This is a genomic window from Dankookia sp. P2 (assembly GCF_050632255.1).
GTDB lineage: Bacteria > Pseudomonadota > Alphaproteobacteria > Acetobacterales > Acetobacteraceae > Paracraurococcus.
This window is the reverse complement of the sequence record NZ_CP192581.1, coordinates 3419238-3444042: the sequence shown is the minus strand read 5'-3', so window position 1 is coordinate 3444042 and position 24805 is coordinate 3419238. Positions and strand designations below refer to the sequence as shown.

General features: G+C 68.0%; 29 protein-coding genes and 1 pseudogene. 16 read left to right on the top strand and 14 right to left on the bottom strand.

Annotated elements, in window-relative coordinates:
- The first annotated feature begins 5 nt into the window (after nucleotides 1–5).
- From ACQ86J_RS20330 to ACQ86J_RS20300, 7 genes are all read left to right on the top strand, one after another.
- On the top strand, nucleotides 6–611 hold the full coding sequence (locus ACQ86J_RS20330) for a hypothetical protein (protein WP_431266948.1): 606 nt from the start codon (nucleotides 6–8) through the stop codon (nucleotides 609–611).
- Nucleotides 608–1111 (top strand): PRC-barrel domain-containing protein, encoded by a 504-nt coding sequence (locus ACQ86J_RS20325; RefSeq protein WP_431266947.1) that lies wholly within the window; start codon nucleotides 608–610, stop codon nucleotides 1109–1111. Before ACQ86J_RS20330 ends, ACQ86J_RS20325 begins: the two co-directional genes overlap by 4 nt.
- Before the next feature lie 109 nt (nucleotides 1112–1220).
- Nucleotides 1221–1382 carry a DUF1328 domain-containing protein gene (locus ACQ86J_RS20320; RefSeq protein ID WP_431266946.1) on the top strand — a complete coding sequence of 54 codons (162 nt, stop codon included), beginning with the start codon at nucleotides 1221–1223 and terminating at the stop codon, nucleotides 1380–1382.
- 91 nt (nucleotides 1383–1473) lie between these two features.
- The gene (locus ACQ86J_RS20315) at nucleotides 1474–2001 is read left to right on the top strand and encodes a DUF421 domain-containing protein (RefSeq protein ID WP_431266945.1); all 528 of its coding nucleotides are present in this window, start codon (nucleotides 1474–1476) and stop codon (nucleotides 1999–2001) included.
- Between the two features lie 110 nt (nucleotides 2002–2111).
- Nucleotides 2112–2951 carry a mechanosensitive ion channel family protein gene (locus tag ACQ86J_RS20310; RefSeq protein WP_431266944.1) on the top strand — a complete coding sequence of 280 codons (840 nt, stop codon included), beginning with the start codon at nucleotides 2112–2114 and terminating at the stop codon, nucleotides 2949–2951.
- Nucleotides 2948–4279 carry a DUF2254 domain-containing protein gene (locus ACQ86J_RS20305; protein ID WP_431266943.1) on the top strand — a complete coding sequence of 444 codons (1332 nt, stop codon included), beginning with the start codon at nucleotides 2948–2950 and terminating at the stop codon, nucleotides 4277–4279. The genes ACQ86J_RS20310 and ACQ86J_RS20305 overlap by 4 nt, the downstream gene beginning before the upstream one ends.
- A 682-nt stretch (nucleotides 4280–4961) precedes the next feature.
- A complete protein-coding gene (locus ACQ86J_RS20300) occupies nucleotides 4962–6257 on the top strand; it encodes a cation:proton antiporter (RefSeq protein ID WP_431266942.1) in 1296 nt (431 codons plus the stop codon).
- A 109-nt stretch (nucleotides 6258–6366) separates the two neighbouring features.
- On the opposite strand, the gene ACQ86J_RS20295 is transcribed toward ACQ86J_RS20300, so the two are convergent.
- On the bottom strand, nucleotides 6367–6558 hold the full coding sequence (locus ACQ86J_RS20295; RefSeq protein WP_431266941.1) for a hypothetical protein: 192 nt from the start codon (nucleotides 6556–6558) through the stop codon (nucleotides 6367–6369).
- A 908-nt stretch (nucleotides 6559–7466) separates the two neighbouring features.
- Here ACQ86J_RS20295 and ACQ86J_RS20290 point away from each other — a divergent pair.
- Both ACQ86J_RS20290 and ACQ86J_RS20285 read left to right on the top strand, forming a co-directional pair.
- A complete protein-coding gene (locus ACQ86J_RS20290) occupies nucleotides 7467–8384 on the top strand; it encodes a DUF3489 domain-containing protein (protein WP_431266940.1) in 918 nt (305 codons plus the stop codon).
- Between the two features lie 6 nt (nucleotides 8385–8390).
- Complete coding sequence (locus ACQ86J_RS20285; RefSeq protein ID WP_431266939.1) at nucleotides 8391–9026, top strand: recombinase family protein; 636 nt, start codon at nucleotides 8391–8393, stop codon at nucleotides 9024–9026.
- Between the two features lie 478 nt (nucleotides 9027–9504).
- On the opposite strand, the gene ACQ86J_RS20280 is transcribed toward ACQ86J_RS20285, so the two are convergent.
- The 9 genes from ACQ86J_RS20280 to ACQ86J_RS20240 all read right to left on the bottom strand — a co-directional run bounded on the left by ACQ86J_RS20280 (nucleotide 9505) and on the right by ACQ86J_RS20240 (nucleotide 17017).
- The gene (locus ACQ86J_RS20280) at nucleotides 9505–10311 is read right to left on the bottom strand and encodes a hypothetical protein (protein WP_431266938.1); all 807 of its coding nucleotides are present in this window, start codon (nucleotides 10309–10311) and stop codon (nucleotides 9505–9507) included.
- A 1175-nt stretch (nucleotides 10312–11486) separates the two neighbouring features.
- Nucleotides 11487–11930 (bottom strand): DNA-methyltransferase, encoded by a 444-nt coding sequence (locus tag ACQ86J_RS20275; protein WP_431266937.1) that lies wholly within the window; start codon nucleotides 11928–11930, stop codon nucleotides 11487–11489.
- 72 nt (nucleotides 11931–12002) lie between these two features.
- On the bottom strand, nucleotides 12003–12704 hold the full coding sequence (locus ACQ86J_RS20270) for a ParB/Srx family N-terminal domain-containing protein (protein ID WP_431266936.1): 702 nt from the start codon (nucleotides 12702–12704) through the stop codon (nucleotides 12003–12005).
- A gap of 996 nt (nucleotides 12705–13700) precedes the next feature.
- Nucleotides 13701–14039 carry a hypothetical protein gene (locus ACQ86J_RS20265; protein WP_431266935.1) on the bottom strand — a complete coding sequence of 113 codons (339 nt, stop codon included), beginning with the start codon at nucleotides 14037–14039 and terminating at the stop codon, nucleotides 13701–13703.
- A 13-nt stretch (nucleotides 14040–14052) separates the two neighbouring features.
- A complete protein-coding gene (locus ACQ86J_RS20260; protein WP_431266934.1) occupies nucleotides 14053–14850 on the bottom strand; it encodes an AAA family ATPase in 798 nt (265 codons plus the stop codon).
- 7 nt (nucleotides 14851–14857) lie between these two features.
- Complete coding sequence (locus ACQ86J_RS20255) at nucleotides 14858–15286, bottom strand: hypothetical protein (protein ID WP_431266933.1); 429 nt, start codon at nucleotides 15284–15286, stop codon at nucleotides 14858–14860.
- Between the two features lie 21 nt (nucleotides 15287–15307).
- The gene (locus tag ACQ86J_RS20250) at nucleotides 15308–15952 is read right to left on the bottom strand and encodes a hypothetical protein (RefSeq protein WP_431266932.1); all 645 of its coding nucleotides are present in this window, start codon (nucleotides 15950–15952) and stop codon (nucleotides 15308–15310) included.
- Nucleotides 15953–16146: 194 nt separating this feature from the next.
- The gene (locus ACQ86J_RS20245) at nucleotides 16147–16281 is read right to left on the bottom strand and encodes a hypothetical protein (RefSeq protein WP_431266931.1); all 135 of its coding nucleotides are present in this window, start codon (nucleotides 16279–16281) and stop codon (nucleotides 16147–16149) included.
- Between the two features lie 160 nt (nucleotides 16282–16441).
- Nucleotides 16442–17017 (bottom strand): hypothetical protein, encoded by a 576-nt coding sequence (locus ACQ86J_RS20240; RefSeq protein WP_431266930.1) that lies wholly within the window; start codon nucleotides 17015–17017, stop codon nucleotides 16442–16444.
- 322 nt (nucleotides 17018–17339) lie between these two features.
- On the opposite strand from ACQ86J_RS20240, the gene ACQ86J_RS20235 reads away from it, so the two are divergent.
- The 6 genes from ACQ86J_RS20235 (at nucleotide 17340) to ACQ86J_RS20210 (ending at nucleotide 19320) form a co-directional block, all read left to right on the top strand.
- Nucleotides 17340–17555 (top strand): hypothetical protein, encoded by a 216-nt coding sequence (locus ACQ86J_RS20235; RefSeq protein ID WP_431266929.1) that lies wholly within the window; start codon nucleotides 17340–17342, stop codon nucleotides 17553–17555.
- On the top strand, nucleotides 17552–17863 hold the full coding sequence (locus ACQ86J_RS20230; RefSeq protein WP_431266928.1) for a DUF2924 domain-containing protein: 312 nt from the start codon (nucleotides 17552–17554) through the stop codon (nucleotides 17861–17863). The genes ACQ86J_RS20235 and ACQ86J_RS20230 overlap by 4 nt, the downstream gene beginning before the upstream one ends.
- The gene (locus ACQ86J_RS20225) at nucleotides 17814–18020 is read left to right on the top strand and encodes a DUF2924 domain-containing protein (protein ID WP_431266927.1); all 207 of its coding nucleotides are present in this window, start codon (nucleotides 17814–17816) and stop codon (nucleotides 18018–18020) included. The genes ACQ86J_RS20230 and ACQ86J_RS20225 overlap by 50 nt, the downstream gene beginning before the upstream one ends.
- A 32-nt stretch (nucleotides 18021–18052) precedes the next feature.
- Entirely contained in the window at nucleotides 18053–18619 is a 567-nt protein-coding gene (locus tag ACQ86J_RS20220) for a recombinase family protein (RefSeq protein ID WP_431266926.1), read from the top strand.
- Complete coding sequence (locus ACQ86J_RS20215; RefSeq protein WP_431266925.1) at nucleotides 18583–18789, top strand: recombinase family protein; 207 nt, start codon at nucleotides 18583–18585, stop codon at nucleotides 18787–18789. The genes ACQ86J_RS20220 and ACQ86J_RS20215 overlap by 37 nt, the downstream gene beginning before the upstream one ends.
- Before the next feature lie 90 nt (nucleotides 18790–18879).
- Nucleotides 18880–19320: a hypothetical protein gene (locus ACQ86J_RS20210; protein WP_431266924.1), complete on the top strand. Its 441-nt coding sequence runs from the start codon at nucleotides 18880–18882 to the stop codon at nucleotides 19318–19320.
- A 617-nt stretch (nucleotides 19321–19937) separates the two neighbouring features.
- On the opposite strand, the gene ACQ86J_RS20205 is transcribed toward ACQ86J_RS20210, so the two are convergent.
- Nucleotides 19938–21053: a hypothetical protein gene (locus tag ACQ86J_RS20205; protein ID WP_431266923.1), complete on the bottom strand. Its 1116-nt coding sequence runs from the start codon at nucleotides 21051–21053 to the stop codon at nucleotides 19938–19940.
- A 50-nt stretch (nucleotides 21054–21103) separates the two neighbouring features.
- Nucleotides 21104–21940, bottom strand: coding sequence for an HpcH/HpaI aldolase family protein (locus tag ACQ86J_RS20200; RefSeq protein WP_431266922.1), 837 nt, complete (start codon nucleotides 21938–21940; stop codon nucleotides 21104–21106).
- Between the two features lie 150 nt (nucleotides 21941–22090).
- Between ACQ86J_RS20200 and ACQ86J_RS20195 the strand changes: the two genes are divergently transcribed.
- Nucleotides 22091–23272: a phytanoyl-CoA dioxygenase family protein gene (locus tag ACQ86J_RS20195; RefSeq protein ID WP_431266921.1), complete on the top strand. Its 1182-nt coding sequence runs from the start codon at nucleotides 22091–22093 to the stop codon at nucleotides 23270–23272.
- A 305-nt stretch (nucleotides 23273–23577) separates the two neighbouring features.
- On the opposite strand, the gene ACQ86J_RS20190 is transcribed toward ACQ86J_RS20195, so the two are convergent.
- Nucleotides 23578–24513 (bottom strand): HlyD family secretion protein, encoded by a 936-nt coding sequence (locus ACQ86J_RS20190; RefSeq protein WP_431266920.1) that lies wholly within the window; start codon nucleotides 24511–24513, stop codon nucleotides 23578–23580.
- Nucleotides 24510–24703: pseudogene (locus tag ACQ86J_RS20185) on the bottom strand (DUF3302 domain-containing protein). The gene ACQ86J_RS20190 and the pseudogene ACQ86J_RS20185 overlap by 4 nt, the downstream one beginning before the upstream one ends.
- Between the last annotated feature and the right edge of the window lie 102 nt (nucleotides 24704–24805).

The window sequence follows — 24805 nt, the reverse complement described above, 5'->3', positions numbered from 1 at the left end:
GACGGATGAACCCGAGCAGGTATCTCTCGACCACAGCGATCGCAACCATTCTGGTCCTCGGCGGCAGCGGCCTCGTGGCGGCGCAAGGCCAGCCACAGGGCGGCGCCCAGGCCCAGCAGAGTGGCCAAGCCCAGGCCCAGCCGGCTCAGGTGTTGCGCGGCGCGGAGCAGGCGCTGCGTCAGGCGCAGCAGCAGATCACCGGTGGCGGCCAGCAGGGCCTGCAGGCGGCCCGCCAGGCGGTGAGCCAGGCGCAGGAGGCGCTGGGCAAGCTGCCGTCCGGGGCGCAGGGGCAAGACGGCTTCAAGCAGGCCCGCCAGCAGCTGACCGAGGCGCAGGACGCGGTGAAGGGCCAGCAGCCGGATCGGCAGCAGGCCTCGGCCCAGATGCGCGACGCGGCCGATGCCCTGGCCGAATTGCATCGCGGGATGGGCGGAGACCGCGCGGATGCCGCTGCCGGCGCCAGCGGCGCCCAAGTGGCCGTGCAGCAGCGGGCGCCGCAGGTCGAGGTGCAGCAGCAGGCATCGCGGGTCACGGTACAGCAGCCGCAACCGCAGGTGACCATCCAGCAGCCGCCGCCACAGGTCACGGTGCAGCAGGCTAGCCGGAGGTGACCGTGCAGCAGCAGGGCCAACCTCAGGTGAATGTGGAACGTTCCGGCGAGCCGCACGTACGGGTGCAGCAGCAGGCGGCGAACGAGCGGCACAGCGGTGCCTCGACCGCGCCCGCCCCGGCGCAGTCCAGCGGCAACGTGCAGCAGAGCGCGGCCACGCCGGCCGCCAACGGCATGCCGCTGGCGCGGACGGAGAGCCTGGTCGGCACGAACGTGGTCGGTGCCGATGGCAAGGATGCGGGGGAGATCCAGAACCTGCTGATCGATGGCAAGGGCCAGGTTCGCGCCGCCGTGGTCGAATGGGGCGGGTTCCTCGGCATCGGCGAGCGGACCGCCGCGGTGCCCATCGACCGCATCAAGCTCGGCACCACCACCGGCACCGATCGCGCCCGGCTGGATATGACCAAGGCCGAGCTGGAGAAGCTGCCGCGCTACGACGCCACCGAGGCCAGCAACTACGGCCGCAGCCAGGGCTGGGGCGATACCCGGCTCTTCCGCTGAACCGACGGGGTGCGCCGCATGCGGCGACGCACCCCACCACCTGCGCCGGGTGATCCGTCGCCGCGGGCCCGGCCCATGACCCCATGCCGCCATCGATGGAGGACTAGCCATGCTCACCTGGGCCATTGTTGCTTTGGTCATCGCGCTCATCGCCGGAGGACTTGGCTTCTCCGGCGTGGCCGCGGCGGCGGGAACCGCGGCAAAGCTGCTCTTCGGCCTATTTCTGGTGATCGCCGTGGCGCTGTTCCTGCTCGGCACCGTGCTGGTCTGACCGGGCGCTGGCGGAAACGGCGACCCGCCGCGACCGTTGCTGCCCCGTGGGCCGGCCGCGGCCGGTGCCCGCCCAAGCCAAGGCGCACTGCATGTTCTTCGAATCCTGGTCCTCCCTGCTGCGCGTCGTTATCGTCGGCACCCTCGCCTATGTCGCGTTGGTGGTGCTGCTACGCATCTCCGGCAAGCGGACGCTGGCCAAGCTCAACGCCTTCGACCTCGTGGTGACGGTTGCGCTCGGGTCGACGCTGGCGACCGTCCTGCTGAACCGCTCGGTCGCGCTGGCCGAAGGCGTGGTCGCCTTCCTGCTGCTGGCCGGGCTGCAATGGCTGGTCGCCTATGGCTCGGTACGCTCCGCCCGGTTTGATGCGCTGGTAAAGTCAGAGCCGACGCTGCTGCTGCACCGCGGCCACTTTCTGGATGCGGCCATGCGCGGCCAGCGGGTGACGCGGGAGGAGGTGGTCACCGCGCTGCGGACCTCCGGCCTGGCAGGGCCGGAGCATGCGACGGCGGTGGTGCTTGAGACCGATGGCAGCCTCAGCGTCCTGCCCCATGCCGCCACCGGCGACGGGCGGCCGGAGGTGCTGCAGGGCCTGCGCCGGCCCGGCGCGACGGACTGATCCCGGGCGGCATGGTGAATACGATGGACCTGCAATCCCTGCTCGCCCGGGTTCGCAGCCTGGCCGACGCCACCCTGGCACTGCTGCCTGGCCTCGCCCTGGGCCTGCTGGTGCTCGGCCTGGCCTTTCTGCTGGCACGGGTCGTTCGCGCGGCGATCGCCCGCGCCGTCGCGCTGCGGGCTGCCCCGCCTGGCGTGAGCCTGTTGCTCGGGCGGATCGGGGCCGGGCTGACCATCTTGTTCGGCATCTTCGTCGGCGCGGCGATCGCCTTCCCCTCGATCAACGCCGCCGACCTGTTCAGCGTGCTGGGCATCGGCGGTGTCGCTATCGGCTTCGCCTTTCGCGACATCCTGCAGAACGCCCTCGCCGGTATCCTGCTGCTGCTGACCCGGCCCTTTCGGCTGGGCGATCAGATTAAGGCCGGTGCGTTCGAGGGCACGGTGGAGGACATCCAGGTCCGCGCCACTACCATACGAACCTATGACAATTGTCGAGCGGTGATCCCGAACAGCGACCTGTTCTCCGACAAAGTGCTAGTCAAAACCGCCTACGACAAGCGGCGCTTGACGATGCGCTTCGACATCGGCGGTGGCGACGACATCGGCGCCGCGAAGCGGGCCATCCTGGCTGCGGCGCGGGACGCTGAGGACGTGCTCGGCGATCCCGCGCCGACGGTGCGGGTGGCCGAACTCGGCGATGACAAGGTCCGGCTCGACCTCTTCGTCTGGGTCGACCCGCCGCGACGGGTGGAGGCCCTCGACGTCATCGACCAGGTGCTGGTGAGCGCCAAGGCGGCGCTGGCGCTGGCGAAATCCGACCCGCCCGGGCCGACCCGGCCGGTCGGCTCCAAGCAATGGGACGAGCGGGCCGGGGACGATCGGACGCGGGCGGACGCGGGCGGACCGGCGTCGCCGGACGGGCGCGGGTACAGGGAGGCGGCGCCCCGATGACCGCAGCGCGGCTGCGCCAGTGGTGGGCCGATCTTATCGCCTCGTTCTGGCTTCGCCCCGCGGTTATGACCGTGGGCGCAACTATCGCCGCCGATCTGCTGGTCCGTGCCGAAGGCGTCTTCACACTTCCCTCCTGGATCGAACGCTGGGTCTATGCCGGCGGCACCGCGGGGGCGCGCGACGTGCTCGGCGCGATCGCCGCCGCGACGATCGGGGTTGCCGGCACCACCTTCTCCATCACGGTCGCTGCGCTCAGCCTGGCATCGAGCCAGATGGGGCCGCGATTGCTGCGCAATTTCACCCGCGACCCGGGCAACCAGTATGCGCTCGGCACACTCCTCGCCACCTTCGCCTATGCCCTGGTCGCGCTGCGTTCCGTGCACGAGGCCGAGGAGGGCGCATTCGTGCCACAGCTGGCGGTTTCGGTCGCCCTGTTGCTCGCCTTCGGCTGCGTCGGCGTGCTTATCTGGTTCCTCCACCATGTGGCGGCCTCGATCAACGTGGACCGCGTCGTGGCGCTGGTCCATGACGACCTCTCGACGGCGCTGCGCGCCTTGCCGAAGTCGGACACGAAGGACGACGCCGAGGACGAACCCGAGGAGCCACCCGAGCTGTCCTGCGGCGCCGCTGCGACACTCGTCGCGCCCGCTGGCGGGTATCTGCGGGTGCTGGACGACGAGGCGCTGGCGGACTGGGCGGCGGCGCATGATGCTGTCCTGCGATTGCGCGTTCGGCCTGGCGGCTTCGTCTTTCCGGGCAGCCTGGTCGGGGAGGTCGCGCCTGCGCAGCTACGGAAGCAGGCACAGGCGGTCCTGGCCGGCGCCATGACGCTCGGCGACACCTGCAGCATCGAGCAGGACATGGGATTCGCCGCGCGTCAGCTGGTCGAGATTGGATTGCGCGCCCTCTCGCCCGGGATCAACGATCCCTTCACCGCAATCGCCGTGCTGGATCGGCTAGGCGCGGCGCTTTGCGACATGGCGGGCCGTGCGCTGCCGACCGGACGAACCGTGCGCGACGGGCACATCCGGCTATACCGAGCCCGGACTGATTATGAGGGTCTCGTGGACACCATGTTCCACATGCTCCGCCAATCGGGTGCGGGTTCGCCGGCCGTGATGATCCGGCTGCTTGAGGTCCTGGCAGAAATCGGGGCAGTCGAGCGCGATCCGGATCGCCGGCACGCGCTGCGCCGGCATATTGAGCTCGCGCGCGAGGCTGCACTTGGCGGTACGGCCGACACAGCGGCACGTGCAGCCGTTATCGACCGCACCGCACTTGCTTTCGCCGCCACCGGTTCCAACGCCCAAGGCGTTTCGCCGCTGTGAGGGTGGTGCACCGACTATCTGGGCTGACAGCCCGCAATGCTTATTGCCACACGGATCTGGCGCGGAGTGAGGGCAAGGATCAATCGCCCTTCCTCTGCTTCGAACAATCGCCATGCGGGCACTGCAATGGGAGCAGCGCCGAGCCCGAGCGATGGGTTGAGGGTAATCTGCACCTCGCCGGATCGCCGGCAACGGGGATCTTCGCCAGCAGCCGCGGCTGGCCCGCTAACGGTACCGAGGCGGATCTCGTCCATAGTCCAGACTTCGCGGCCTGCGAGGGCGCGCCCCGATGATGCTGCCACATCGAGGCCCGACCCGAACACGTCCTGCGGCGGTTCCGATCACAGCGGCCTGCCTCGTGCGGGCATAGCGGCGAGGAGCGCGCAGGCGAACAGCGAAACGCGCGCCGTCCACCCCCACACGCAGGGCAGGGGGGTCCTCGGTGCGCAAGATGCGGCAAGGATAGTTGGCTGGCCGGCATGATCCAGCATTCACCGAATTGGTCCCTGGCCACAAGATTCGAATGTGGCGCGCCGAACCGACGGGTGACCGCGCCCCCGCACCCGGACGACGGCTGCGGGGACGCCAAGCCGAAGCTTCGGCAGGTAAGCAACCCAGCATGTGGAAAGCCGCTGCTTCCGCTCGCGGTTCAGTATCATGTCGCCCGATGGAGAACGCCCTGATGTCCCTGTTCGATGTCGGCTCGATGCTGCTGGTTCTTGCCGCATTCTTCGCCTGGCTGAACCACCGCTTCCTCGGCCTACCGGGCTCCATCGGCCTACTGGCGATGGGCCTGGCCGCCTCGCTTGCCCTTGTGGGTCTGGAAATCGCCATCCCGAGCCAGCACCTGACCCGTGACGTGACCGCGGCGCTGCAGGGGATCGACTTCGCCGCCACCGTCATGGACGGTCTGCTTGCCTTCTTGCTTTTCGCCGGTGCTTTGCACCTCGACATCAGCGCGTTGCGCGGCCGCGCGGTGCCGGTGGCGTTGATGGCGACCGGCGGTGTCGTGCTTTCGACCGCAGCAATCGGTTGTGGGCTTTGGGCCGTCTCCGCGCCGCTCGGCTACCCCATACCATTGGCTTGGGCGCTGGTATTCGGGGCGCTGATAAGCCCGACCGACCCGGTGGCGGTACTGGGCACCCTTCGGGCAGTGCAGGTGCCGAAGGAACTTGAAACCGACATGCAGGGCAGATCCCTGTTCAACGACGGCGTTGGCGTCGTCGTATTCACCTTGCTGCTGGCCATTGCGCAGGGTGAAGGCACTTCAGTGGCGGAGATTGCCACCCTGTTCACTACGGAGGCACTGGGCGGTGCCGCGTTAGGCGGCCTTACCGGCTATGTCGCATACCACATGACCCGGCAAGTAGACGACTACGCGGTGGAGGTGATGCTCTCGCTCGGACTGGCGACGGGCACCTACGCTCTGGCGCAGGCGGTGCACGCCAGCGGGCCGATCGCCGTGGTGGTTGCCGGCCTAGTGCTTGGGAATCGTGGCGCTCGGCTGGGCATGAGCGAGCGGACGCGCCGCTATGTCTTCGGCTTCTGGGAGATCATCGATCAGGTGCTGAACGCAGTGCTGTTCCTGCTGATTGGACTGGAGGTGCTGGTCCTACGGTTCGACGCTGCGTTCTTGCCACTGGCCGCGGCGGCGGTGCCGCTCGCGCTCGTGGGCCGGCTCATCGCCGTCGGGACATCCGTTATATTGCTGCGGCGCTTTGTCGATTTCGTCCGAGGCACCGTCGCGCTGCTGGCCTGGGGCGGGCTGCGGGGCGGCATCTCGGTCGCCCTCGCACTGTCGCTACCCGATGTGGCCGAAAAGCCTGCACTACTGGCTGCGACGTACGCGGTTGCAGTGTTCAGTATTCTGGCGCAGGGCGGCAGCCTCGGCCCGTTGGCACGCCGGGTCACGCATCGCGGTGGAGGCAAAGATAAGGTCCGCCTGGCTGACGCTGGCGAGGCCGCCACCGGGGTCTGATGGTGTTGCGAGCGCCACTGCCTAACCAAAAAGGCGCACACCATGGTATGGCGGCGCGCCTTCAAGATGAACCGCACATCTTACTCGGCGAGGTGGTCTAGTGCACGGGTCAGGGCACCCGCCGCTTCGTCACGGCGACGGACAACGTCGCCGCTGCGAGGTCAAAGGTCGCGCTCGGCGAGATGTTCCGCTCCATCACCCGGACCGTGTTGGTGGTCCAGGCGGTGGCATCAAGCTCGACGAAGCGCGTCGATGAGGCGAGCGTGGCATCGGCGCGGTCGCCCACGCGGCAGTTGGGCACGGTCGCATCGAGCAGGCTAGAGATGCCTGGCGCCAGCGACGATAGGTCCCACGACACCTCCGCTTGGAACTCCCGCGCCCCGATGGCAGCTCAGGAGGGCCGCAGAGCAGCGCCTGCGCCTCCCCCGCAGACCGTAGAGCCGCAGCGTTTCCAACTCGATCGTCCCGTCAAAGCCGCAGATGCCGATCTGCGCGAAGGCAACGCCTGGGCCGAGCCTCACCATCATGCGTCGATTGAGCGACGAGTCCGCCATCGGCGCGCCGCCAGCCCAAGCCTTGGATGGGATGTTCCAAATCGGCGAGGTGAGCGAGGCCAGAACGTCGCCGGCGATGTTCTCTCGGACATTCATCACCGGGTCGAAGCAGCGGACGAACAGGCGCCCGACATTTGCATCGCCGACCAGCCAGTGCGCCAGGCGAACTACACCACCTCACCGCCGGGCGCTGCCTTCGGCAAAGGTCCTCACTTTATCCCCAAGTACTGGGGATAGGTCTGTGAGCAAGTACGGGACGACTCCGGGCAAGCGAGCAGCAAACCTTAGGTTTCTGCAGCTCCTCCTGGGGCCGACGCCGCAGGCTAGAGCGTGTGGGTAGATTCACGGTGTGTTCTTGCCCGGGATGGCTTTCTGTCCGACGTTCAGGCCGGACATGTCAGCACGGCGCTCGCAACAACCAGGACGAGGTGGCCAATAGGGTGGGCCACACCGCCGATTGGCCCAGGGAGAGCCGGCCTGCACGACACGTCGGAATCAGCGCCAGATGCTGATTCCTGCTTCACTTCGGACCGGCACAGAGCGACTTGTCGGACGGCGCAGGAGGCTCGAGCTGCGCACTGCCTCGACCGGGTTCACGGCGGGGCTCGGGCTCGTAGCACCCGGTTGATCGGGCGCTGCACCAGGAGCCCCGACCATGGCCCTTTTCGACACTGCGATCCGTGTCCTTACCGACGCCGGCCAGCACCCGCTGCGGCTGGCGACGCCGCCCAAGCACCTGCCCGCCGCCGCATGCAGCTCGGTGCTCCGCAGCCTGCTGAAGGGGGGCTACGTCGAAGAATGCCCCGCCCCATTCGAGTATATCGGCCTCGGCTGGCGCCAGCAGGACGGCGCCTGGACTGCGCTGCGGGTGACCGATGCCGGGCTGCTGGCTATCGGCGAGGAGCCGCAGGGTAGCGGCCAGGCTACCCTCGACGCCGGCCTAGGTGCGGCTGCCTCAGAGGCGCCCGAGGTGGCCCATGGCGCGCTGCCCACGGCATCCGCCGCCCGGGAAGGGCAACAGGCGCCAGACGCCGCAGATAGCGCTCCTGAGGCCGCTACGACTGTACCGGCCTCGACCGCAAGCACCAGCATCCGCAATGCCGCCAGGCAAGTCCTTAGCGCCTGGAACGACGAGGCTAGCCAGCGCGCCGATCTGCCCGACGCCATGGCCGTCCTCCGCGCCGTTCTGGTGACGCCTGCGCCTGCCGCTCGCGCCGCCGGCCCACGTGAGCCGCGCGAGGACACCAAGCAGCAACAGGTCCTCGCCCTGCTGCGCCGGCCCGAGGGCGCCACCGTCGTCCAGGTGGCCGACGCCACCGGGTGGCAGGCCCACACCGTCCGGGGCTTGTTCGCTGGCTTGAAGACGCCAGGGCCTCGCGGTCGAGGCTGCCGATCGGATCCGGCAGGTCGGACCCGGCAAGGACGGCGCCAAGGGCAGCTACACCGTCTACCGCATTGCCGAGGCGGGCTGATGCGGCGGGCGCTGCACGGTGCCGCCAAGCTGGCGGTCGGGTACCTGCGGGTCTCGACCGCCGAGCAGGGTCAGAGCGGCCTCGGGCTGGAAGCGCAGTAGGCGAGCGTGTGGGCCTATATCGAAGCGGAGGGCTGGACGCTGGTCGCTGAGCACTCTGACGTGGCCAGCGGCAGGGACGACCGCCGGCCGGGTTTCCAGGCAGCGCTGGCCCGCTGCCGCCAACTCGGAGCGGTGTTGGTGGCGGCCCGGCTCGACCGGATCACCCGACGTGCCCACACCCTCTCGGGTCTGCTGGAGGAGAGCTACGCGATCCGGGCGGCGGACATGCCTGGCGCTGACGACCTGATGATGCGGATCTACGCCGCCATGGCGCAGAAGGAGCGCGAGCTGATCAGCGAGTGGACGCGGGCCGCACTGCGGGCCGCCAAGGCTCGTGGGGCGGTGCTGGGCGGCGACCGTGGCTACCGGCCGGCCGAGGGCCCCAGCGCCGCTGCAGCGTCCCAGGCGCGGCGGGTGGCGGCGGAGCGGGCGGCGCACCGGCTGGCTCTGGAAGTAGAGCGGCTGCGCGCCGAGAGTGTCGTTGGCCAGGCGGCGATTGCGCGGGCGCTGACCGAGCGTGGGGTGCCGGCGCCAAGGGGCGGCGCGGCATGGACCCATACGACGGTCGCGCGGGTTATGGCGCGTACAGCCTCAGCCGCATCCGCAGAAGGTGCGGTTGCCGCCCGGGCGGACGGCACTTGATGGGAGGGGCGTCACGAGGTGAGGTCCTGCGCTGTTTTGGCGTCCTCGGACGGCACGCATGCGTCGCAGCCGGCATGCGCGTGTACTGCTTCCCGCAGCGCCGGTGCCACTTCCCCCCGATGTGTTCGCCCAGGGCTCGGTACGCTTCAATTGTGCCTCAGTAAAAAACTGGTCGGCGGTGGTTTCGTGGGGAAACGTCGGATTCGCTGCCGCATAAGTTTGCACGTCCGGCGGCTCGTCGCCGGTGAGCGTGGCCTTCACGTAAATCAGCGTGCCGGTCCGTTGATCAGGATATTGGATTTCACCGATGCGAAAATGTGTGCGGCTAAGTCCGTCCACTTGCCGCTGTAGGTCGTGAGTCCCAACACTTAGCTCCGAGCCTGCGTCGAGCCGCGACAGCATGGTGGCAACGCCAAGGCCTTTGAAGGCGAGCGCCGGATCAGCCTCGGCGTCTACGGCAAGGATCAACGGGCAACGTCTATGGACCAGCGAGAGAACGCCAAGGTTTTCCCAATGCCCGCCGTCGCTCACGAGGACCAAGCGGTCGCTGGGCCGTCGTAGGAAGCCGCCGAACATTTCTTTCAACGCATAACGACCGTCGGCCCGCGGCGGGGCCGCCGTCCTGCTCGACGCAGAGCGGCGCAGGCAGCCAGCGGCCTGTGCGGGCATTCAGCAACGCCTTGAAGAAGATCGCCACGCGGCCGCCGGTGACACGACCGGCCTGAGGCGCGACCGCTGCTGCGGAGACCGCCATGACAGTGGCGGCGTCGATCTCCGGCTGCAGCTCCTCAAGATGTTCCGTCGACGCATAATGCAGCGCGCTACTGCCGAATTGGAGCGGCGTCAGGCTGAACGGACCGGCTGGTCGCCCGCGCCGGGCCATGCCGGGGCCACTCGCCCCGGCGACCGTGGCATTGACAACCGGCAGCGGCCCACCGGTCCGCGCCGGCGTGAGCTCCGAAAGGAGCGGCGGATCCCCGCTTGGGAAAAAGGCGCTCTTGAGGTGGTCACGGTAATATCCGTGCAGTGACAAAGCATTGGCATCGGTAAACCTTGCCACGCCAAGGAGCAGTGCGGCTCCGCCCGCGGTCAGTGCCAAGCCAATGCCCAGTTCGGCAGAGGGGCCGGGAAATGTCTGTTGAAGGTTCAGCAGGATGCGGACCGCCAGCGCCAGCAAGGTGAGCAGGAACAGGACGCCAATCGTGCTCAGCGCCAAGGTGGCAAAGCGCCCCCTAAGGCGCGACGCGACGGTACCGGCGCCGAGGAGCCCGGCGATGGTGGTCACCAGGGCGGTTGAGGCCACTGGGCAGCCCGGTATCGAGGACGCTGGCCCAGGAGCCACGCAGCCAACGGCGCAGGTCGATGGTCCACTCCGGTGCCAGGGCCAGCAACAGCGCAGCGGCGACAGCCAAGAGGCCGAGCAGGATGCGCCCGGAGACGGCGTCCAGTGACCGCCTCTCCCGCCAGGCATTTCGACCCGCGTGACCTTCTCGGCGCAGCGCCAAAGCCGCCCCGACCAGGAGCAGGGCCAAGACCGTCCAGGCCAGCTGCATGAACAGCCGGGGATACCGCTCGGCGCCATAGGTCCACCCGGCGTGCAACAAGGCAGATCACACCGGCCAGTACCAAAACAAGGGGAGCGACCAGGACCATGTTCGCCAGCAGCTTACGCAGCAGCATGCCCGCAGCCTGCAGGGCCGGCACGAAACCAGGCGCCATGAGGTAGGAGGCGTGATCGCGGAGCCTGCGCATCGGGCTATCATCGCCCTCGGGCATGCGGAACGGGCAGCTTCCCGGCTTCAGGCCGCGGTCCCGCACAGCATGGGCGAGCCAGCCCAAGCCGGTATAGCCGCCTCCGGATACGGTCGAGAGCCAGCCGAACTTGCGCAACAAGCCTTCGCGGTCGAGCGCCTGCAGGACGCCAAGGCAGATGCTTGCCGAGCGGATGCCGCCGCCGGACAAGGCCAGGCCGGCGTAACTCCCTCCAGTTGGCGTCGACTGGCCTCGGTGTCTCGGGCGCCGCTGCCGGACACGGCGTTCGGGGCGTCGTCATCATCACCACTGCCTGGTCGGGCAGCTCCCCGACTGAGCGAAGGCGGCGCTCCGCCGCGGCGCTCCGCAATGGCCTCTACTTCGTTCTTCAGCCAGCTACCGGCGGAATGCGCCGCCGGCCACCCGCTTCGTCGCGGGGTCTGCGGCATTCTGGCATCGGCGTCAGCACATTTGGGCGGTCCAGGTTGGCAGCGACGTCACATCCTGCCGTCAGTGAACAGGCTTGTCTCCGACAGCTTTGCGACATCCCGGAACGATTTGCGAGTGGTCGTCGGATCGCCCAAAACTGTCGCCCGTTCACCACCGATCAGCGGTCGTTGGTCCGTGGTGAACAGGGCTGCGTGGCTGGAAGGCCGCGCCTGTGCCGCTCAGGCGGCCTCGGCGCGTCCTGCGGCAGCCGTGGCAGCATCAGCTCGCCCCGCTGCCCTCCAGCACCGCCTGCTGGCCGGTGAAGGCCTGCCAGCGCAGGACGGCGACATCGACATAGGCCAGCGAGAGCTCGACGGCATGGCAGACGCGCCCGGCCATCTCGGCAGCGATGATCGTGGTGCCTGACCCCGAGAATGGCTCGTACACCGCCTGGCCGGGGCTGGAGTTGTTCTCGATCGGCCGGCGCATGCACTCGACCGGCTTTTGCGTGCCGTGGACCGTCTCGGCGTCCTGCCCGGTGCTGGCGATCTGCCAGAGCGTGGTCTGCTTGCGATCACCGGTCCAATGCCCGGTGCCGCGGACGGCGTACCAGCAGGGCTCGTGCTGCCAGTGGTAGTGCCCGCGGCCGAGCACCAGGCGGTCCTTGGCCCAGACGATCTGGGCGCGGATGTCGAAGCCGCAGGCCACCAGGCTCTCGGCCACCGTCGTGGCGTGCAGGGCGCCGTGCTAGACATGGCCACGTCGCCGGGGAACAGCGCCCAGGCCTCGCGCCAGTCAGCCCTGTGGTCGTTCTCGACCGCGCCGGTCCGGCGTGTCGTGCTGACCCCGGCGCGGTTGCGCCACTCCGGGTCGTACGCGACGCCATAGGGTGGGTCGGTGACCATCAGGTGCGGCTGCACTTCCGGCCAGCACGCGCTCGACCGTCGCCGGGTCGGTGCAGTCGCCGCAGGCCAGCCGGTGGCGGCCGAGCAGCCAGACATCGCCGGGGCGGCTGACCGGCTCAGCCGGCGGCTCCGGCACCAAGTCCGGGTTGGTCAGGCCGTCGGTCGCCTCGATCAGCAGGCGGCCGAGCTCGTCCGCATCGAACCCGGTCAGACCGAGGTCGAAGCCCTCCGTGCGCAGCCCACCGAGCTCGATCCACAGCAGGTCGTCGTCCCAGCCGGCGTTCAAGGCCAGCTTGTTGTCAGCCAGTACATAGGCCCGCCGCTGCGCCGGGGTGAGGTGGCTGAGCTCGATGGTCGGCACCTCGGCGAGGCCGAGCTTGCGGGCGGCCATGAGCCTGCCGTGGCCGGCGATGACGCCGCGCTCGCCGTCGACCAGGATCGGGTTGGTGAAGCCGAACTCGCGGATCGAGGCGGCGATCTGCGCCACCTGCGCCTCGGAGTGGGTGCGGGCATTCCGGGCATAGGGGACCAGGTCGGCGACCAGCGCAGTTTTGTAGGCCGGAAAAGTGGGGCTGCAGCGCACCGGGTTCACGCGCATTCTCCCTTATTGGTGCGTGACGGGGCTGGCCCCTGAAGTCGACGATCAGGCGCCGGACAATCACCGTGGGCGGCGGCAGGGCGCCCCGTTGCGGCCGGTGACCTCCAGCTTGGTGCTTCTCACGCCAGCCAGCGCGGGCCTTGAGCCAAAAGATCGTCGCGGCGATGTTCCCCGGCGTGGTGGCCTGCTGGTAGAGGCACTGCGCGACGCGGGCATTGGCCTCAATGGTGGCGGTATCGAGCTCCTGGCGGAAGCGCTTCCTCAGCGTCGGCGGGCTGCACTTCACCACCAGCGAGATATCGTCATGCGGCACGCCGTAGCAGGCCATCGCCTTGACGATCCGGCGCTGCTCGTCGGTCGGGGTGAACGCCTTCTGCGCCATCCTTGCGCGCTCCGCGCTGCGCAAATGCAGCAGCGGCGACGAGCAGAGGATACCCGATCGGGATTCTCCACCGCAACCTACCGTGATTGCGACGCACTACGCTCGGCTACGATGGATAGCAGATATATTCAGCAAAAGGCGCCGGCGAGGCAACGCACATCGGCCCTCTTTGCGCGGGAAGATCTGCATCCTATGCCGGCTCATCCTGGGTCGGCGATTGATGCGTCCTGGCCACCGATATAACTCTGCACCTCGTCAGCCTGTCATCGCCCTGACCTCCCTGAACAGCAAGCCACGGGACACGTCGCCAGGCACCGTATCCATCGACGAGCGTCAAGACGCGGGGGTGTCATCGGCATGGTACGCCTGCTCTCCGGGTCCCTCGACTTCCCGCGGGGATGCCGGTTCCCAAAACCGGCTCTCCCCTTTAGGGGAGGACCTTGGGAGGCTGGGAAAGTGGCGGTTTGCCTGGGTTTTTCGCCCTTCCCAGGCGCTTGGGAACGACGTCGTTTGGGAACGCAATTTTCATAGCAAAAACAGCTGTTTAGAGCGTTCCTAGAGTTCGCCGTTCCCAACGTGAAGCGGGAACCGGGAACGGCATACAATCTTCATGTCTCCCGATGAGGCAAGCAATCGGCCAGAGCCTCGGCTCGGGAGCCCTGGAACTCAGCTACTAGCCGCCCCATGGCGAGGGGCCCATTCGGCACGTCCAGAAAGGTCTGCGCGCCTTGCCCGCTGGGCGCCCGAGCCTTGACGAGCAGGCCCGTGTCGGTCGCTTTCTTGCCCAACTCCTCCAACCGATGCTTCTGCAGGGTCGACAGCGGCTCTGGCAAAATGTCTCGGTTCAACCAGAGCCCCGCTCCGCCACTGTAGGAGAAAGGCCTGACTACCGCGGCAGCCCTGCCGCATGCCGCCACCAGCATCCTGAGCAGGTCCGCCTCGCTCATCCCCTTCTCGCCCTCAAGCCGGCTGGTCAGATCGTGTAACCGACCGGTATTGAGAGCGCGCGTGAAGATGCGCTTGGCGCCGACCGGCGCGCCGGCATGGTTTGCCTTCGTCAGGTTTCCCCAGACCAGTGTTTCCGGACGGACATCGAGCCTGCGGCTGAAGCTCCGCGGCCTCACTTGGGGCCGTTCGCCACAACGAATAGGTGAAGCGACTGTTCGCCACCCAAGCACCGTTGCCGCGCATGCTGGGCCCCTCGGCGTCGATCGTCTTTGCCACGTGCCCGAGCAGGATGATCGTGCATCGATGGCGCGATGCCGCCGCCCGGAGGTGCCGCATCAGCACCTTCACGAAGGTGGCGTCATTCTCGTCCGCATTGATGAAGTCGCCGGCCGGGTCAAGGACAAGCAGGCGCACAGGGTATCCGGCTTGCCTGGCAACGTCGCCCAGCAGCCGATCGAGATCCTCGAGGGCAAACTTTGTCAGCGCCGCGGCGCGTCCCTCTGCGCTCACGAGCGCTGGGTCGAACTCTGGCAGGTCGACGGCCGGGATGACATAGCAGGGTGCGCCGTGACGATGCCCCTCTGGGTCGAGAGAGACCGTGCGGCGGTGGATTTCGGCCCTGTCGTCTTCCAGGGTCAGGAAGACGCTGGCACCGGTTGTGCGCACCCAGCCACCGAGGGGGCGCTGGCTGACGGCCCTTCCGAGCTTCTCCCGGGTGCCGATGGCGACCGCCAAGCACAGATCAAGTGCCACGAGGGATTTGCCCACCCCACCAGGGCCGACGAGCAGGCCGAGGGTGCCCAGTGGCATCTGTGGCTCAAGCAGGTATTCCTGTACCGGAGGCTCGCCAGAGGTCAGCTGGTTGAGCCGGAACCGACGAGACGTCAAGCGCCGGAGAGGGTTTTTGCGCTTCGTCGATCTTGGCCCGGGCCGTCGACACGGCGCGCGGGATGTCGTCGTAGCGCGACTGCCAGCGGCCGGGCTGGAGCGTGCCATCCTTCAGGTCACGCCTTTCTTCCGGGACCGCCAGCATGATCCCTCGCAGGGTCAGCACGGCCTGCCCGTCGGCCATTCCGGCTTTCAGGTACCGCATGGCGAGCGCCGCAAGGGTGGCATGGTAATCCGACCCGCCCAGGATGACGGCGATCAGCTCGGCCGTCTCGCGGCTTTCCCCCTGCCCGCTATCGGTCGAGGGAGCGCTCCCCCCAACACCCGTCGGTCGGACGACCGCCCGGGCTTCCCGCAACCGCTCCAGCGCCCCATCAGGTCAAGCTCGGCATCGGCCTCCGCCACGATCCGGGCAAGCCGGGGCTGCGCCTTCCGGTGCCACGAGCCCGGCCAGCGCAACGGGTGCACGGTTGGCTTGCTCGTCGGGTCCGCCCCGACGATCTCCATCGCCAGGCTGCGCGCGGTCTTGAGGCGCGGCGTGCTCGGCCTGGTGCCGGGTCGGCTCGCTCGGTCGCCAGTGCAGGTGCAACTTGGGCTCGTACTCGCCGGTGTCGGGGTTGAGCCACTCGCCCCCACTAGCGACGAGAACCGTGGCGGGCCCGAGTAGGCTCTCCAGCTTGGTGCGGGCGGCGGTCGGGGCACGGTTACACTCCACGCTCAGCGCGAGGCCGTTACATAGGTCGGCCTCGGTCGCAGATGGGGGATTCCTGAATGTGGCGATCGGCGGGGCAAACACGACGGGGACCCCAGCGCGGGCCGCCCGACCCGCCTGGTCCAACGCCGCATCGGTCAGGGCGTCGAGCCTCCCAGTAACGACATGAGCCTCGATGGCAAACACCTTCTGCCCGCCATCGTGGAAGGAGTGGAGTGAGACAAAGGTGCCGTCATCAGCGTAGTGGAACAGCGCCGCGACAAAGCGGTCGATCTCGCGCCGGTCGGCCTGCAAGGGAGCGGCGGCGTTCATGCGCCACCTCGATCGCGGGGCTTGGTCCCGAGCTCGCGGCGTAGGCAGGCATCCTGGAACGCTTGCGCTATGGCGGTCAGCCCAAGGCTCGGGCCTGACCATCACGGCGGGCTCGTCCGGCAGCTCCTGCCAGCGGCGCCGGAAGTGCGGGTTCAGCGCCGGATCGGACATCCGGGCGGCAGCCGCGGCATCTATCAGCGGGCGCCCTTGAGGCTTTCGGCCTCGAAGCGCTCGACCTCGTCGAGCGGGTAGACCACCCGGCCGCCCAGCTTCAGGTAGCCTGGACCGATCCCTTGCCAGCGCCAACGCTCCAGCCTGCGCGAGCTCATCCGCCAACGCGCTGCTAGGTCAGCCTGGATCAGGTGGTCGTGGTGACGGTGCGTTTGTCGTGTGATGGCCATGCGCAGGGTCCCGCAATGTAATGCGACCCTGCGCAGTTAAGACATCTGGTTGGTCAGTGTTGGTCTGACCAAAACATACCTGGTTTGATCAGGATTTACCAGCCATCTCGACCAAATGCTTCGGGTATTGCTTTGCCAGTCGTTTGCGAGTGACCTCATGATTGAGCAGCTTGATAGCTATGCCACTGCGGTTTTCTCGTTCCAACCGCTGGAGCAATACATTCGCCAGATCGGTCCAGCTCGGCGGATTTTTGCCTCGTCGGGTGACAGCGCTACTCAGGGCGTCCCAGTGCCGTTCGATGGCCTTGTCGATCATGTCGTCGAAGCTGCCGGAACCTGGACGGCGGGCAGCCGGTGCGTCAACGCCGTTTGCGACGTCGTCGGCAACGTCTCGCTGGTCAGGCGGTGGTACCTGCAGCTGAGCGGCGGTGGGCGGATCAGCGCTCGCGGCGGCAGCCGGCTCTGTGCAGGATACCTCGACTGCTCCATACAGGTCGTCGTCCACCATAATCGTGTTGTCGATGAAGCACATGCTGAAGCTGGCCGCCCAGACTCCCGGCAGCAGTTCGTAGCGGGTGCTGCGGCGGGGTTTGAGCGGGACGCCGCGGGCGAACAGCTGCCGTCGGCTGAAACGCGCAAGGAGGTCACGCTCAGCTTGGTCCAAGCGGCAAACAGGGGTGCGAAATCTGGCGGGCCGATCATCCATTCGTGCTGGCTCGGTCGGCGCAGTTCGCGAGGATCGCTGAGCAACGGCCGGTGCACGAAATAGGCCATTTGGCCTTCGGTCAGCCGCCGCTCCTGCGCCTTCACTGCCTCGAGCAGCTTGGGATCCGTCCATCGCACCAGCGCCTCGGACAACGGCAGGACATCGATCTCACCCTGATCACCCATGCACATCCCACGAATCAGTTAAGAATTCGGAATATTACAGAGTGCCACAGCGCGGTGCGACGCAATGACGACGCGGACAAACGGAGCGCCGCCGCATGATCAGCGCCGCCGACCCGGCCCTGCGCCACCTCACGCCCCACCTCCGGGAGGTCTGCACCATACTGGCCGCCGGCCTGGTGCGGCTTCGCTGCCGCATTGCCGAGGACTTCGCGCGCGACGCCGCCCAGGCCGCAGGTGACGGAGAGAGTTCGCTACATTTCACCGCCCGGCAGAGCGTGCATGCAGACTCCTTGGAGAGGGCATCCGCATGACCCTACGTCGACCGATGACCGAGACCGCGCCAGCCACACCGGTCATCCCCGCCATCCCGTCCGCGCAGGTGCTGTCGCGCCTTGCTGCGCTCCAGACCACCCCGATCGCTGACCTAAAGCAGCAATGGCGGGAGCTGTTCGGCAAGGAGCCGCCGCCGTTCAACAAGGCCTACATCCAGAGCCGCCTGGCCTACCGCATCCAGGAGCTGGCCTATGGCGGGCTGAAGCCTGAGACCCGGGCCAGGCTGGAGGCGCTCGGTGAGCACGCTGGACGGCGGCAACGTCGTCCTCCGCCGCATCCGGGCTGATAGCCGCCCGCTGCCCGGCACGCGGCTAGTCCGCGAGTACGACGGCGTCCAGCACGTGGTCACGGTGCGGGCCGACGACTTCGAGTTCGAGGGGCGGCCCTACCGGTCACTGTCCGCCATTGCCCGGCACATCACTGGCACGCGGTGGAACGGCTGAACCTTCTTCGGGCTGAAGGGAAGGCCCGAGGCATGAGCCGCAGGAAGCTGTCTGACGGCGCCATGCCCGCCACGGTCAAGAAGCTCCGCTGCGCGGTCTACACGCGCAAGAGCACGGACGAGGGGCTGGAGAAGGAGTTCAACACCTTGGACGCCCAGCGGGACGCCTGCGAGGCCTACGTGGCCTCTCAGCGCGCCGAGGGCTGGCTCCTGGTCCGCGACCGCTACGACGATGGGGGTTTCTCGGGCGGTACGCTGGAGAGGCCGGCGCCGAAGCGGCTGCTGAGCGACATTGAGCAGGGCCGGATCGACGTGATCGTGGTCTACGAAATCGACCGCCTATCCCGGTCGCTGATGGACTTCGCCAAGCTGGTGGAGACCATGGAGGCGCACGGCGTCACCTTCGTCTCGGTTACGCAGTCCTTCAACACCACGACCAGCATGGGCCGGCTGACGCTGAACATCCTGCTCTCCTTCGCCCAGTTCGAGCGGGAGGTCATCGGCGAGCGCATCAGGGACAATTCGCGGTGTCGCGCGCCCGCGGCATGTGGATGGGGGGCAAGGTGCCGCTTGGCTACGACGTGCGGGACCGGAAGCTGATCATCAACGAGGACGGCGCCGCCCGGGTGCGTAGAGTGTTCGAGCTCTTCGTCGAGACCGGCTCTGGCACGGAAGCCGCCAAGCGGCTCCAGGCCGAGGGCGTGACCAGCAAGTCGGGCCGGCCGCTCGAAAAGGGTGACGTCTACAAGATCCTGAACCTGCGGACCTAAGTTGGTCAGGTCGAGCACAAGGGGCAGGTCTATCCCGGCGAGCACCAGGCCATTGTGCCGCGAGAGCTGTGGGAGCGGGTGCAGGCCAGCATGCAGGTCAGTCCGCGCACCAGGGGCAGCCAGAACCGGCAGCATGCGCCGGCCCTGCTGAAGGGGCTGATCTTTGGGGTGGACGGGCGGGCGCTGTCGCCGACCCACTGCCGGAAGAACGGGCGGCTGTACCGGTACTACGTCGCCCAGCAGGTGCTGAAGGGCGACGCGGCCGGGGATAACGGCATCGTTCGGCGGGTGTCGGCGGCGGAGATCGAGGCTGCTGTGGTCGATCAGGTTCGGGCCCTGCTGCGACAGCCCGAAGTCGTGGTCGGCACCTGGATGGCGGCGCGTACCGAGGCGCCGGACCCGAAAGAGGGGCGAGGTACAGAAAGCTCTAGGTCGGCTCGATCCGCTATGGGGCGAGCTGTTTCCGGCCGAACAGGCGCGCATCGTCCGGGCCTTGGTGGAGCGGGTGGTGGTCGGGCCGACCGGCGCTGACATCCGCCTCCGCGTGGAAGGCCTGGCCGGTCTGGTCCAGGACCTCACTGCCATTGCGCCCGAGGCGCTGAGGGCTGCTGCATGACGCAGGCGACCAGCACCACGGTTCGGGTGCCACTGGTTATCCGGCGGCGGCCGGGGCGGAAAGCGGTGGTGACGCCGGCGCAAGAGGGTATGCCGACTATGGCGACGCGCGCCGATCCGGCCCTGGTGAAAGCGCTCGCCCGAGCGTTCCGCTACCAGCAGCGCTGCTGGGCGAGGGGCGGTAAGCCTCAACCAGCGAGATGGCGGCGGGAGAGCGGATCGAGCGGGGGTACCTCGGCACGCTGCTGCGGCTGACGCTATTGGCGCCGGACCTCGTCGAGGCGATCCTAGATGGGCGAATGCCTCGCAGCTTGGACCTACCGCAGCTGCTGGAGCCGATCCCGATGGGATGGGCCGTGCAGCGCGAGGCGCTTGCGAACGCAGAAAGTCGGCTTCCTGATAGCCAGCAGCGAACCGGTAGACCGGCGTATCCGGTTGAAGGGCAGCCTGAGAGAGGCGCTGCGCCCACTGGTGGGTGCAGGCGATCCAGCCTTGAGAGATTGAGCTTCAGCCCAACCCCTGCTGCGGCAGGATCAGGAACTTCTCCCCGTAGCCCGCCGACAATAAGCTCGCATGATCTCCGGCTGCAGCGCCTCGGCCAGGGAGACTTCGGCGGTGTAGTGGCTGGCGAAGGTGGTCTTCAGCTCGGCGACGACGCGGGCGCGCAGCCGTGCCTCCGTTGCGGCACCCAGCTTCCGCAGCGCGGGCATCAGAAGCCAACCGCCCAGCCCCCAGGCGAAGCCGATCGGCCCGCGCTCGAAGGTGGTGGGCCCGGTGTCCAGCCGGCCATAGAGGTAGACCTGCTTGTACCGATCCGAGCCGTAGTGGTTGTAGCCGCTGGCTGCGCGCCGTGCCGCGGCCTCCATCGCAGCCAGGATCTGCCCGGCCAGCGGCCCGCCGCCCACGGCGTCGAAGCCCAGCGTGGCGCCGGTCTCTGCCAGAGCCGCGGTCAGCGCTGCGGTGAAATCCTTGGCGCTGCTGTCCACGATATGGCGGGCATCCTGGCCGCGCAGCAGCGCCGCCTGTTGTGCGCTGCGCACGATGCTCACCAGGCCGATGCCGTCCACCAGGCAGATGCGATTCAACATCTGGCCGAGGTTGGAGGCCGCCGCGGTGTGTACGAGGGCCGTGTGACCCTCCTGGCGCATGGTCTCGACGAAGCCCAGCGCCGTCATGGGATTGACGTACCAGGAGGCGCCGTCGCGCGGCGTCGTCCCCGCGGGCAGCACCAGGCAGTCCGTCGCCTTGGCGCGACGGTACTGCGCCCACATCGCCCCGCCGAACACCGCGACCTGTTGCCCGAGCAGATGGGCGGCCTCGGCACCAGCGCGCACCACGGTGCCTGCGCCTTCATTGCCCACGGGCAGAGAGGCATCGAGCCGGGCAGCGATGGCCGGTAGCACCGCCGTCGGCACCTGCGCGCGCACCAGCGGCCGTGCCGCCGTCCCGGCGAACTCGGCCGCGTCGAGCGCGGCCGGACCGAGCAGGACGCCGATGTCCGAGGGATTGATCGGCGTCGCCTCGATCCGCACGACGATCTCGTCGGCGGCCGGTTCGGGCACTGCCGCCTCCTGCAGGGAGAGTTCCAGCATGCCGTCCCCGCTGATGCGCGAGCGCAGTTCCAGCCCGTGCAGTCCGTTGCCGTCCATGTCGCCTCCCCCGTGATGCGCAAATGGTCCCGCCCGCTTCGGCCGGACCTTCAGTAGGTGCCGGTCTTCACCGGCTGCGGCGCGGGCGCCGTTGTCGCCTCGCCCGTTAGCATCGCCCGCATGCCCGCGCCGTTGGTGCGCCACCAGTTGTAGAGGATCCGCACGTCCCAACCGATGCAGAAGTGCTTCACCCCCATCTCCAGATAGGGCTTCGCGCCGGCGATGTCCGCCAGTTCCACTCGCGGATGCTTGCCCATCCGCAGCGCCGTCTCGATCGTCCGGCGCTCGGCCTTCACCACATCCGGATGCGAGCGCTGCCCGGTCAGCCCGAGGCTCATCGAGTAGTCGGAGGAGCCGAACTGCACCATGTCGATGCCCGGGACCGACAGGATCGCTTCCAGGTCCTCCACGCATTCGCGCTTCTCGACCATGATGGCGATCACCACCTCGTTCAGAGCATCGACATAGGCCGGCGAGCCACCCTCCAGCACCGTGCCGACATCGCGCCGCATGCCGACGCCGAGCCGGCCGCCGGTGCCCGGCGTCTCGGCCCGCACCGCGGCGACGCAGGCCTCAGCATCCGCCACCGTCCGGATATCGGCGAAGAGCACGCTCTGGAATCCCGAGCCGATCGCCCGCATCGCCTGGTGCGTGTACTGCTTCTGCTCTACCTTAATCATGCCGCCGAGGTTCTTTAGCTCGAAGGCGCGGCCGAGATTGTCGAGGTCATGCATGGTGAACGGCGCATACTCGGCAGTGAACTCGACATAGTCGTAGTTCTCGGCGTCGCCGATCAGTTCCACGAGCGTGGGCCAGCTGGACAAGATATGCGTGCCGATCGTCGGCTTCCCGGCATCCAGCTTCTGGCGCAGGCGGTTGGGGCGCATGGTTTCGTTTCCTCCGGCCAAGGGGCTCGTTGGCGGGAGTGTCATCCGGCCCGTGGATGGGCGCAACCGCAGCGGTGCCCCTTAAAGCTTGCTTGTGGGAACCGGGGCCGGTCGCTCATGATGCCCTAACCGAGGGGAGCGAGACGCACCATGAACGAAATGGCCAGGCCGACGACGGCTGCACCAGGCCTCTCCCGCGCGGAGCATGCCGCCGGGATGGCCGCCTACCAAGCCGCGGGCGAGCGATTGGCGGCCGAGATCGGCAACCGCGGGCCGCTGCGCCTCACCGATGACGGGGCGCTGCATCCCGATATCAAGGCGGCTTACCGGCACCATGGCTACTATATCTTCGAGGGCTTGATCGACGCAGCCGAGGTCGAGGCGCTCCGCGCCGACGCGCAGAACATGCTTGCGCGCGCCCCGGTCGGACCCGATGCGAAGGTCGATGCCCAGGGGCATCCTGCGCTCGGTCTCGACTACGCGCGCTTTCCCTACCGCTATACCAAACCTCTGGCGGATCCCTGGGGAGGCACGCAGCTGCTCGGGGGACGCCACCCGGCGCAGATGAGCCAGCCAAAGCCGGACGAAGGTGCGCCGGAGCACGTCGTGTTCCTGATGTACGCCATGTGCCAGGCGATGCCCTCGGGCCTGCGCCTCTACGGGCACCCGAAGCTGCTGGCCGCGGCGCAGTCGATCAACGGCCCCGATTTCGTGCCCTTCAACGACGCGATCTTCGTCAAGCAGCCCAGCCTCGGCGGCTCCGTCGCCTGGCACCAGGACGGCGTGACGCACTGGAACTCGCCCGACTGGGATGAGGGGATCCACGGCTTCAACTACCAAGTGCAGCTCTACCCGACGACGCCGGCCAACTGCCTTTGGGTGATCCCGGGCTCCCACACGCTGGGCAAGGCGGACATCAAGGGCATGGTAGCGGCCAATGGCGGCAGCGAGCAGCTGCCGGGAGCCGTGCCGTTGGTCTGCAAGGCGGGGGACGTGACCATCGTGAACCGCCAGGCTGTGCACGGCTCCTTTGCCAACAGCTCGCCCGATATCCGCATCTCGCTGACTTTCGGTTTTCACCGCCGCAAGTCCGTGCTCGGCCAGAAGGCGGCACTGTCCATCGCGGAAACCAACGCGGTCTATGACGAGCAGCGGATCTTCGACCGCTCGGCGGTGATCCAGGTAGCTATCGACGCGCGGCACCAGGCTTTTCCAGGTGAGCCGGTATTCAGGTACCAGCCGTTCGCCGGGCTCGAGGATCAGTTCCGATTCACGCCGGAGACGTTTGACCGAGTGATCCGCGATTATAACACAAAGGACCTAGCCATCTAAAGCAGGCGCCGGAGCAGATCGAGCGCGGCTACCTCGGGTCGCTGCTGCGGCTGACCTTGCTGGCGCCAGACGCCGTCGAGGCGATCCTGGACGGGCGGCAGACGCAGAGAATGACGCTGCGGAAAATTGTGGAGCCGTTCCCCATAGAGTAGTCGGCACAGCTCAGCGCGCTTACCGCTGACGCGGTACCCTCCTGCCGTGGCCTTGATTGACCATCTTGGGCGGGGACCAGATTCTGTAATTGCGGGACGCAGTCGGACTTACCCTGGCACCGTCAGTGCTGGACGGTCGAAGCTCCGCTCCGGCTAGAAGGGATTGATGTAGTTCAGAATGGCCGTCTGCCTCAGCAGCACGCGCCTGATCATGTGGCTTGCCTCGACATGGTCGGTGAAGATCGCCGCCGAGCCGGTGCTGCCCGCTGGCAGCCGCCGAGCCACCTCCGGGTCGTCGAGCGCGATGCGAACCACAAAAGGCAGCGGCCGAATGCCGCCGGGCGTCACGGCAAGCCCGCCGGGCTGGACTTGGCCGGGCGCGATCGCCTGCACCACCGTCACCACGCGGCCGGCATGGACCTGGCCCGGGTACATGCTGAACGTGACCTCCACCGGTTGGTCGGGGCTGATGTAGCGGGCGAAGCCTTGCGCCACCTCCATGCCGAGGATGGTCTCCGAGGTGTCGATGAAGGCCATCACCGGGACCTGGGTAGTGACGCGCGCCCCGGCACGCAACGCCAGGTTCGTCACGCAGCCATCCGCCGGCGCGCGCACCACCGTCTTCCCGAGGTCCCATTGCGCCCCGTCGAGCTGGGCACGCAACTGCGCGACCTCAGCCTCACGCTGCTCGACATCGAAGGCACGGCCGGTGCCGCTGCGGCGCAACTCGCTCATCTCGGCTAGCCGCTGCTCCGCGAGCCTGAGCTGTGCCCCGATGGCGCGCACCTGCACCTCGTAGGGCGCGGGATCGATGCGGAAGAGGGTGTCGCCTGCCCTGACCGGCGCATTGGAGGCGACCGGCACCTCTACGACCTCGCCGGCGACCGAGGGGATGATCTGGACGGAGTTGCGGACCACCGCGGCCGGCCCCGCCGGCGCTCCCCACTGCATCGGGATGAACAGCCCGACCAGGAGCGCCACCAGGACCAGGACCGGCGACAGCTTCCAGAACAGGTTGAGCCGGACGACCCGAAGCCAGACGAAGAGGGCGAGGAGCGCGATGTAGCTGTTGAGGAGGACGACGATCATTCGCCCGCCTCCCGCCTGGCCGGGGCATCCAGATAGGCCCAGATCAGCACCAGCGGCCAGAAGACGAAGCCGCAGATCAGGGTGGCCCAGCCGCCGATCGCCACCGCCTCCGCCCAGGGTGGCCGCGCCGGCGCGCGATGCGGCCGGGCATCATGCCGAGTGCGACGAAGACCGCGACCAGCGTCGCCATGACCACCAGCAGGACGACCCAGGCGAAGAGGTCGATGAACGGCATGCTGTCCTCCTCAATGCGAATGTGGCGCCCGTTCGCCGCGGCGCGATCCGCGTCGCT

Excerpts from the sequence above, each read along its gene's own strand:
- ACQ86J_RS20300 (WP_431266942.1), top strand. The coding sequence starts at position 4,962 with ATGTCCCTGTTCGATGTCGGCTCGATGCTGCTGGTTCTTGCCGCATTC.
- ACQ86J_RS20230 (WP_431266928.1), top strand. The coding sequence starts at position 17,552 with ATGACCCTACGTCGACCGATGACCGAGACCGCGCCAGCCACACCGGTC.
- ACQ86J_RS20265 (WP_431266935.1), bottom strand. The coding sequence starts at position 14,039 with ATGAGCGAGGCGGACCTGCTCAGGATGCTGGTGGCGGCATGCGGCAGG.
- ACQ86J_RS20315 (WP_431266945.1), top strand. The coding sequence starts at position 1,474 with ATGTTCTTCGAATCCTGGTCCTCCCTGCTGCGCGTCGTTATCGTCGGC.
- ACQ86J_RS20260 (WP_431266934.1), bottom strand. The coding sequence starts at position 14,850 with ATGCCACTGGGCACCCTCGGCCTGCTCGTCGGCCCTGGTGGGGTGGGC.
- ACQ86J_RS20195 (WP_431266921.1), top strand. The coding sequence starts at position 22,091 with ATGAACGAAATGGCCAGGCCGACGACGGCTGCACCAGGCCTCTCCCGC.
- ACQ86J_RS20250 (WP_431266932.1), bottom strand. The coding sequence starts at position 15,952 with ATGAACGCCGCCGCTCCCTTGCAGGCCGACCGGCGCGAGATCGACCGC.
- ACQ86J_RS20210 (WP_431266924.1), top strand. The coding sequence starts at position 18,880 with ATGCAGGTCAGTCCGCGCACCAGGGGCAGCCAGAACCGGCAGCATGCG.
- ACQ86J_RS20320 (WP_431266946.1), top strand. The coding sequence starts at position 1,221 with ATGCTCACCTGGGCCATTGTTGCTTTGGTCATCGCGCTCATCGCCGGA.
- ACQ86J_RS20235 (WP_431266929.1), top strand. The coding sequence starts at position 17,340 with ATGATCAGCGCCGCCGACCCGGCCCTGCGCCACCTCACGCCCCACCTC.
- ACQ86J_RS20330 (WP_431266948.1), top strand. The coding sequence starts at position 6 with ATGAACCCGAGCAGGTATCTCTCGACCACAGCGATCGCAACCATTCTG.
- ACQ86J_RS20220 (WP_431266926.1), top strand. The coding sequence starts at position 18,053 with ATGAGCCGCAGGAAGCTGTCTGACGGCGCCATGCCCGCCACGGTCAAG.
- ACQ86J_RS20190 (WP_431266920.1), bottom strand. The coding sequence starts at position 24,513 with ATGATCGTCGTCCTCCTCAACAGCTACATCGCGCTCCTCGCCCTCTTC.
- ACQ86J_RS20305 (WP_431266943.1), top strand. The coding sequence starts at position 2,948 with ATGACCGCAGCGCGGCTGCGCCAGTGGTGGGCCGATCTTATCGCCTCG.
- ACQ86J_RS20205 (WP_431266923.1), bottom strand. The coding sequence starts at position 21,053 with ATGGACGGCAACGGACTGCACGGGCTGGAACTGCGCTCGCGCATCAGC.
- ACQ86J_RS20290 (WP_431266940.1), top strand. The coding sequence starts at position 7,467 with ATGGCCCTTTTCGACACTGCGATCCGTGTCCTTACCGACGCCGGCCAG.
- ACQ86J_RS20245 (WP_431266931.1), bottom strand. The coding sequence starts at position 16,281 with ATGAGCTCGCGCAGGCTGGAGCGTTGGCGCTGGCAAGGGATCGGTCCA.
- ACQ86J_RS20200 (WP_431266922.1), bottom strand. The coding sequence starts at position 21,940 with ATGCGCCCCAACCGCCTGCGCCAGAAGCTGGATGCCGGGAAGCCGACG.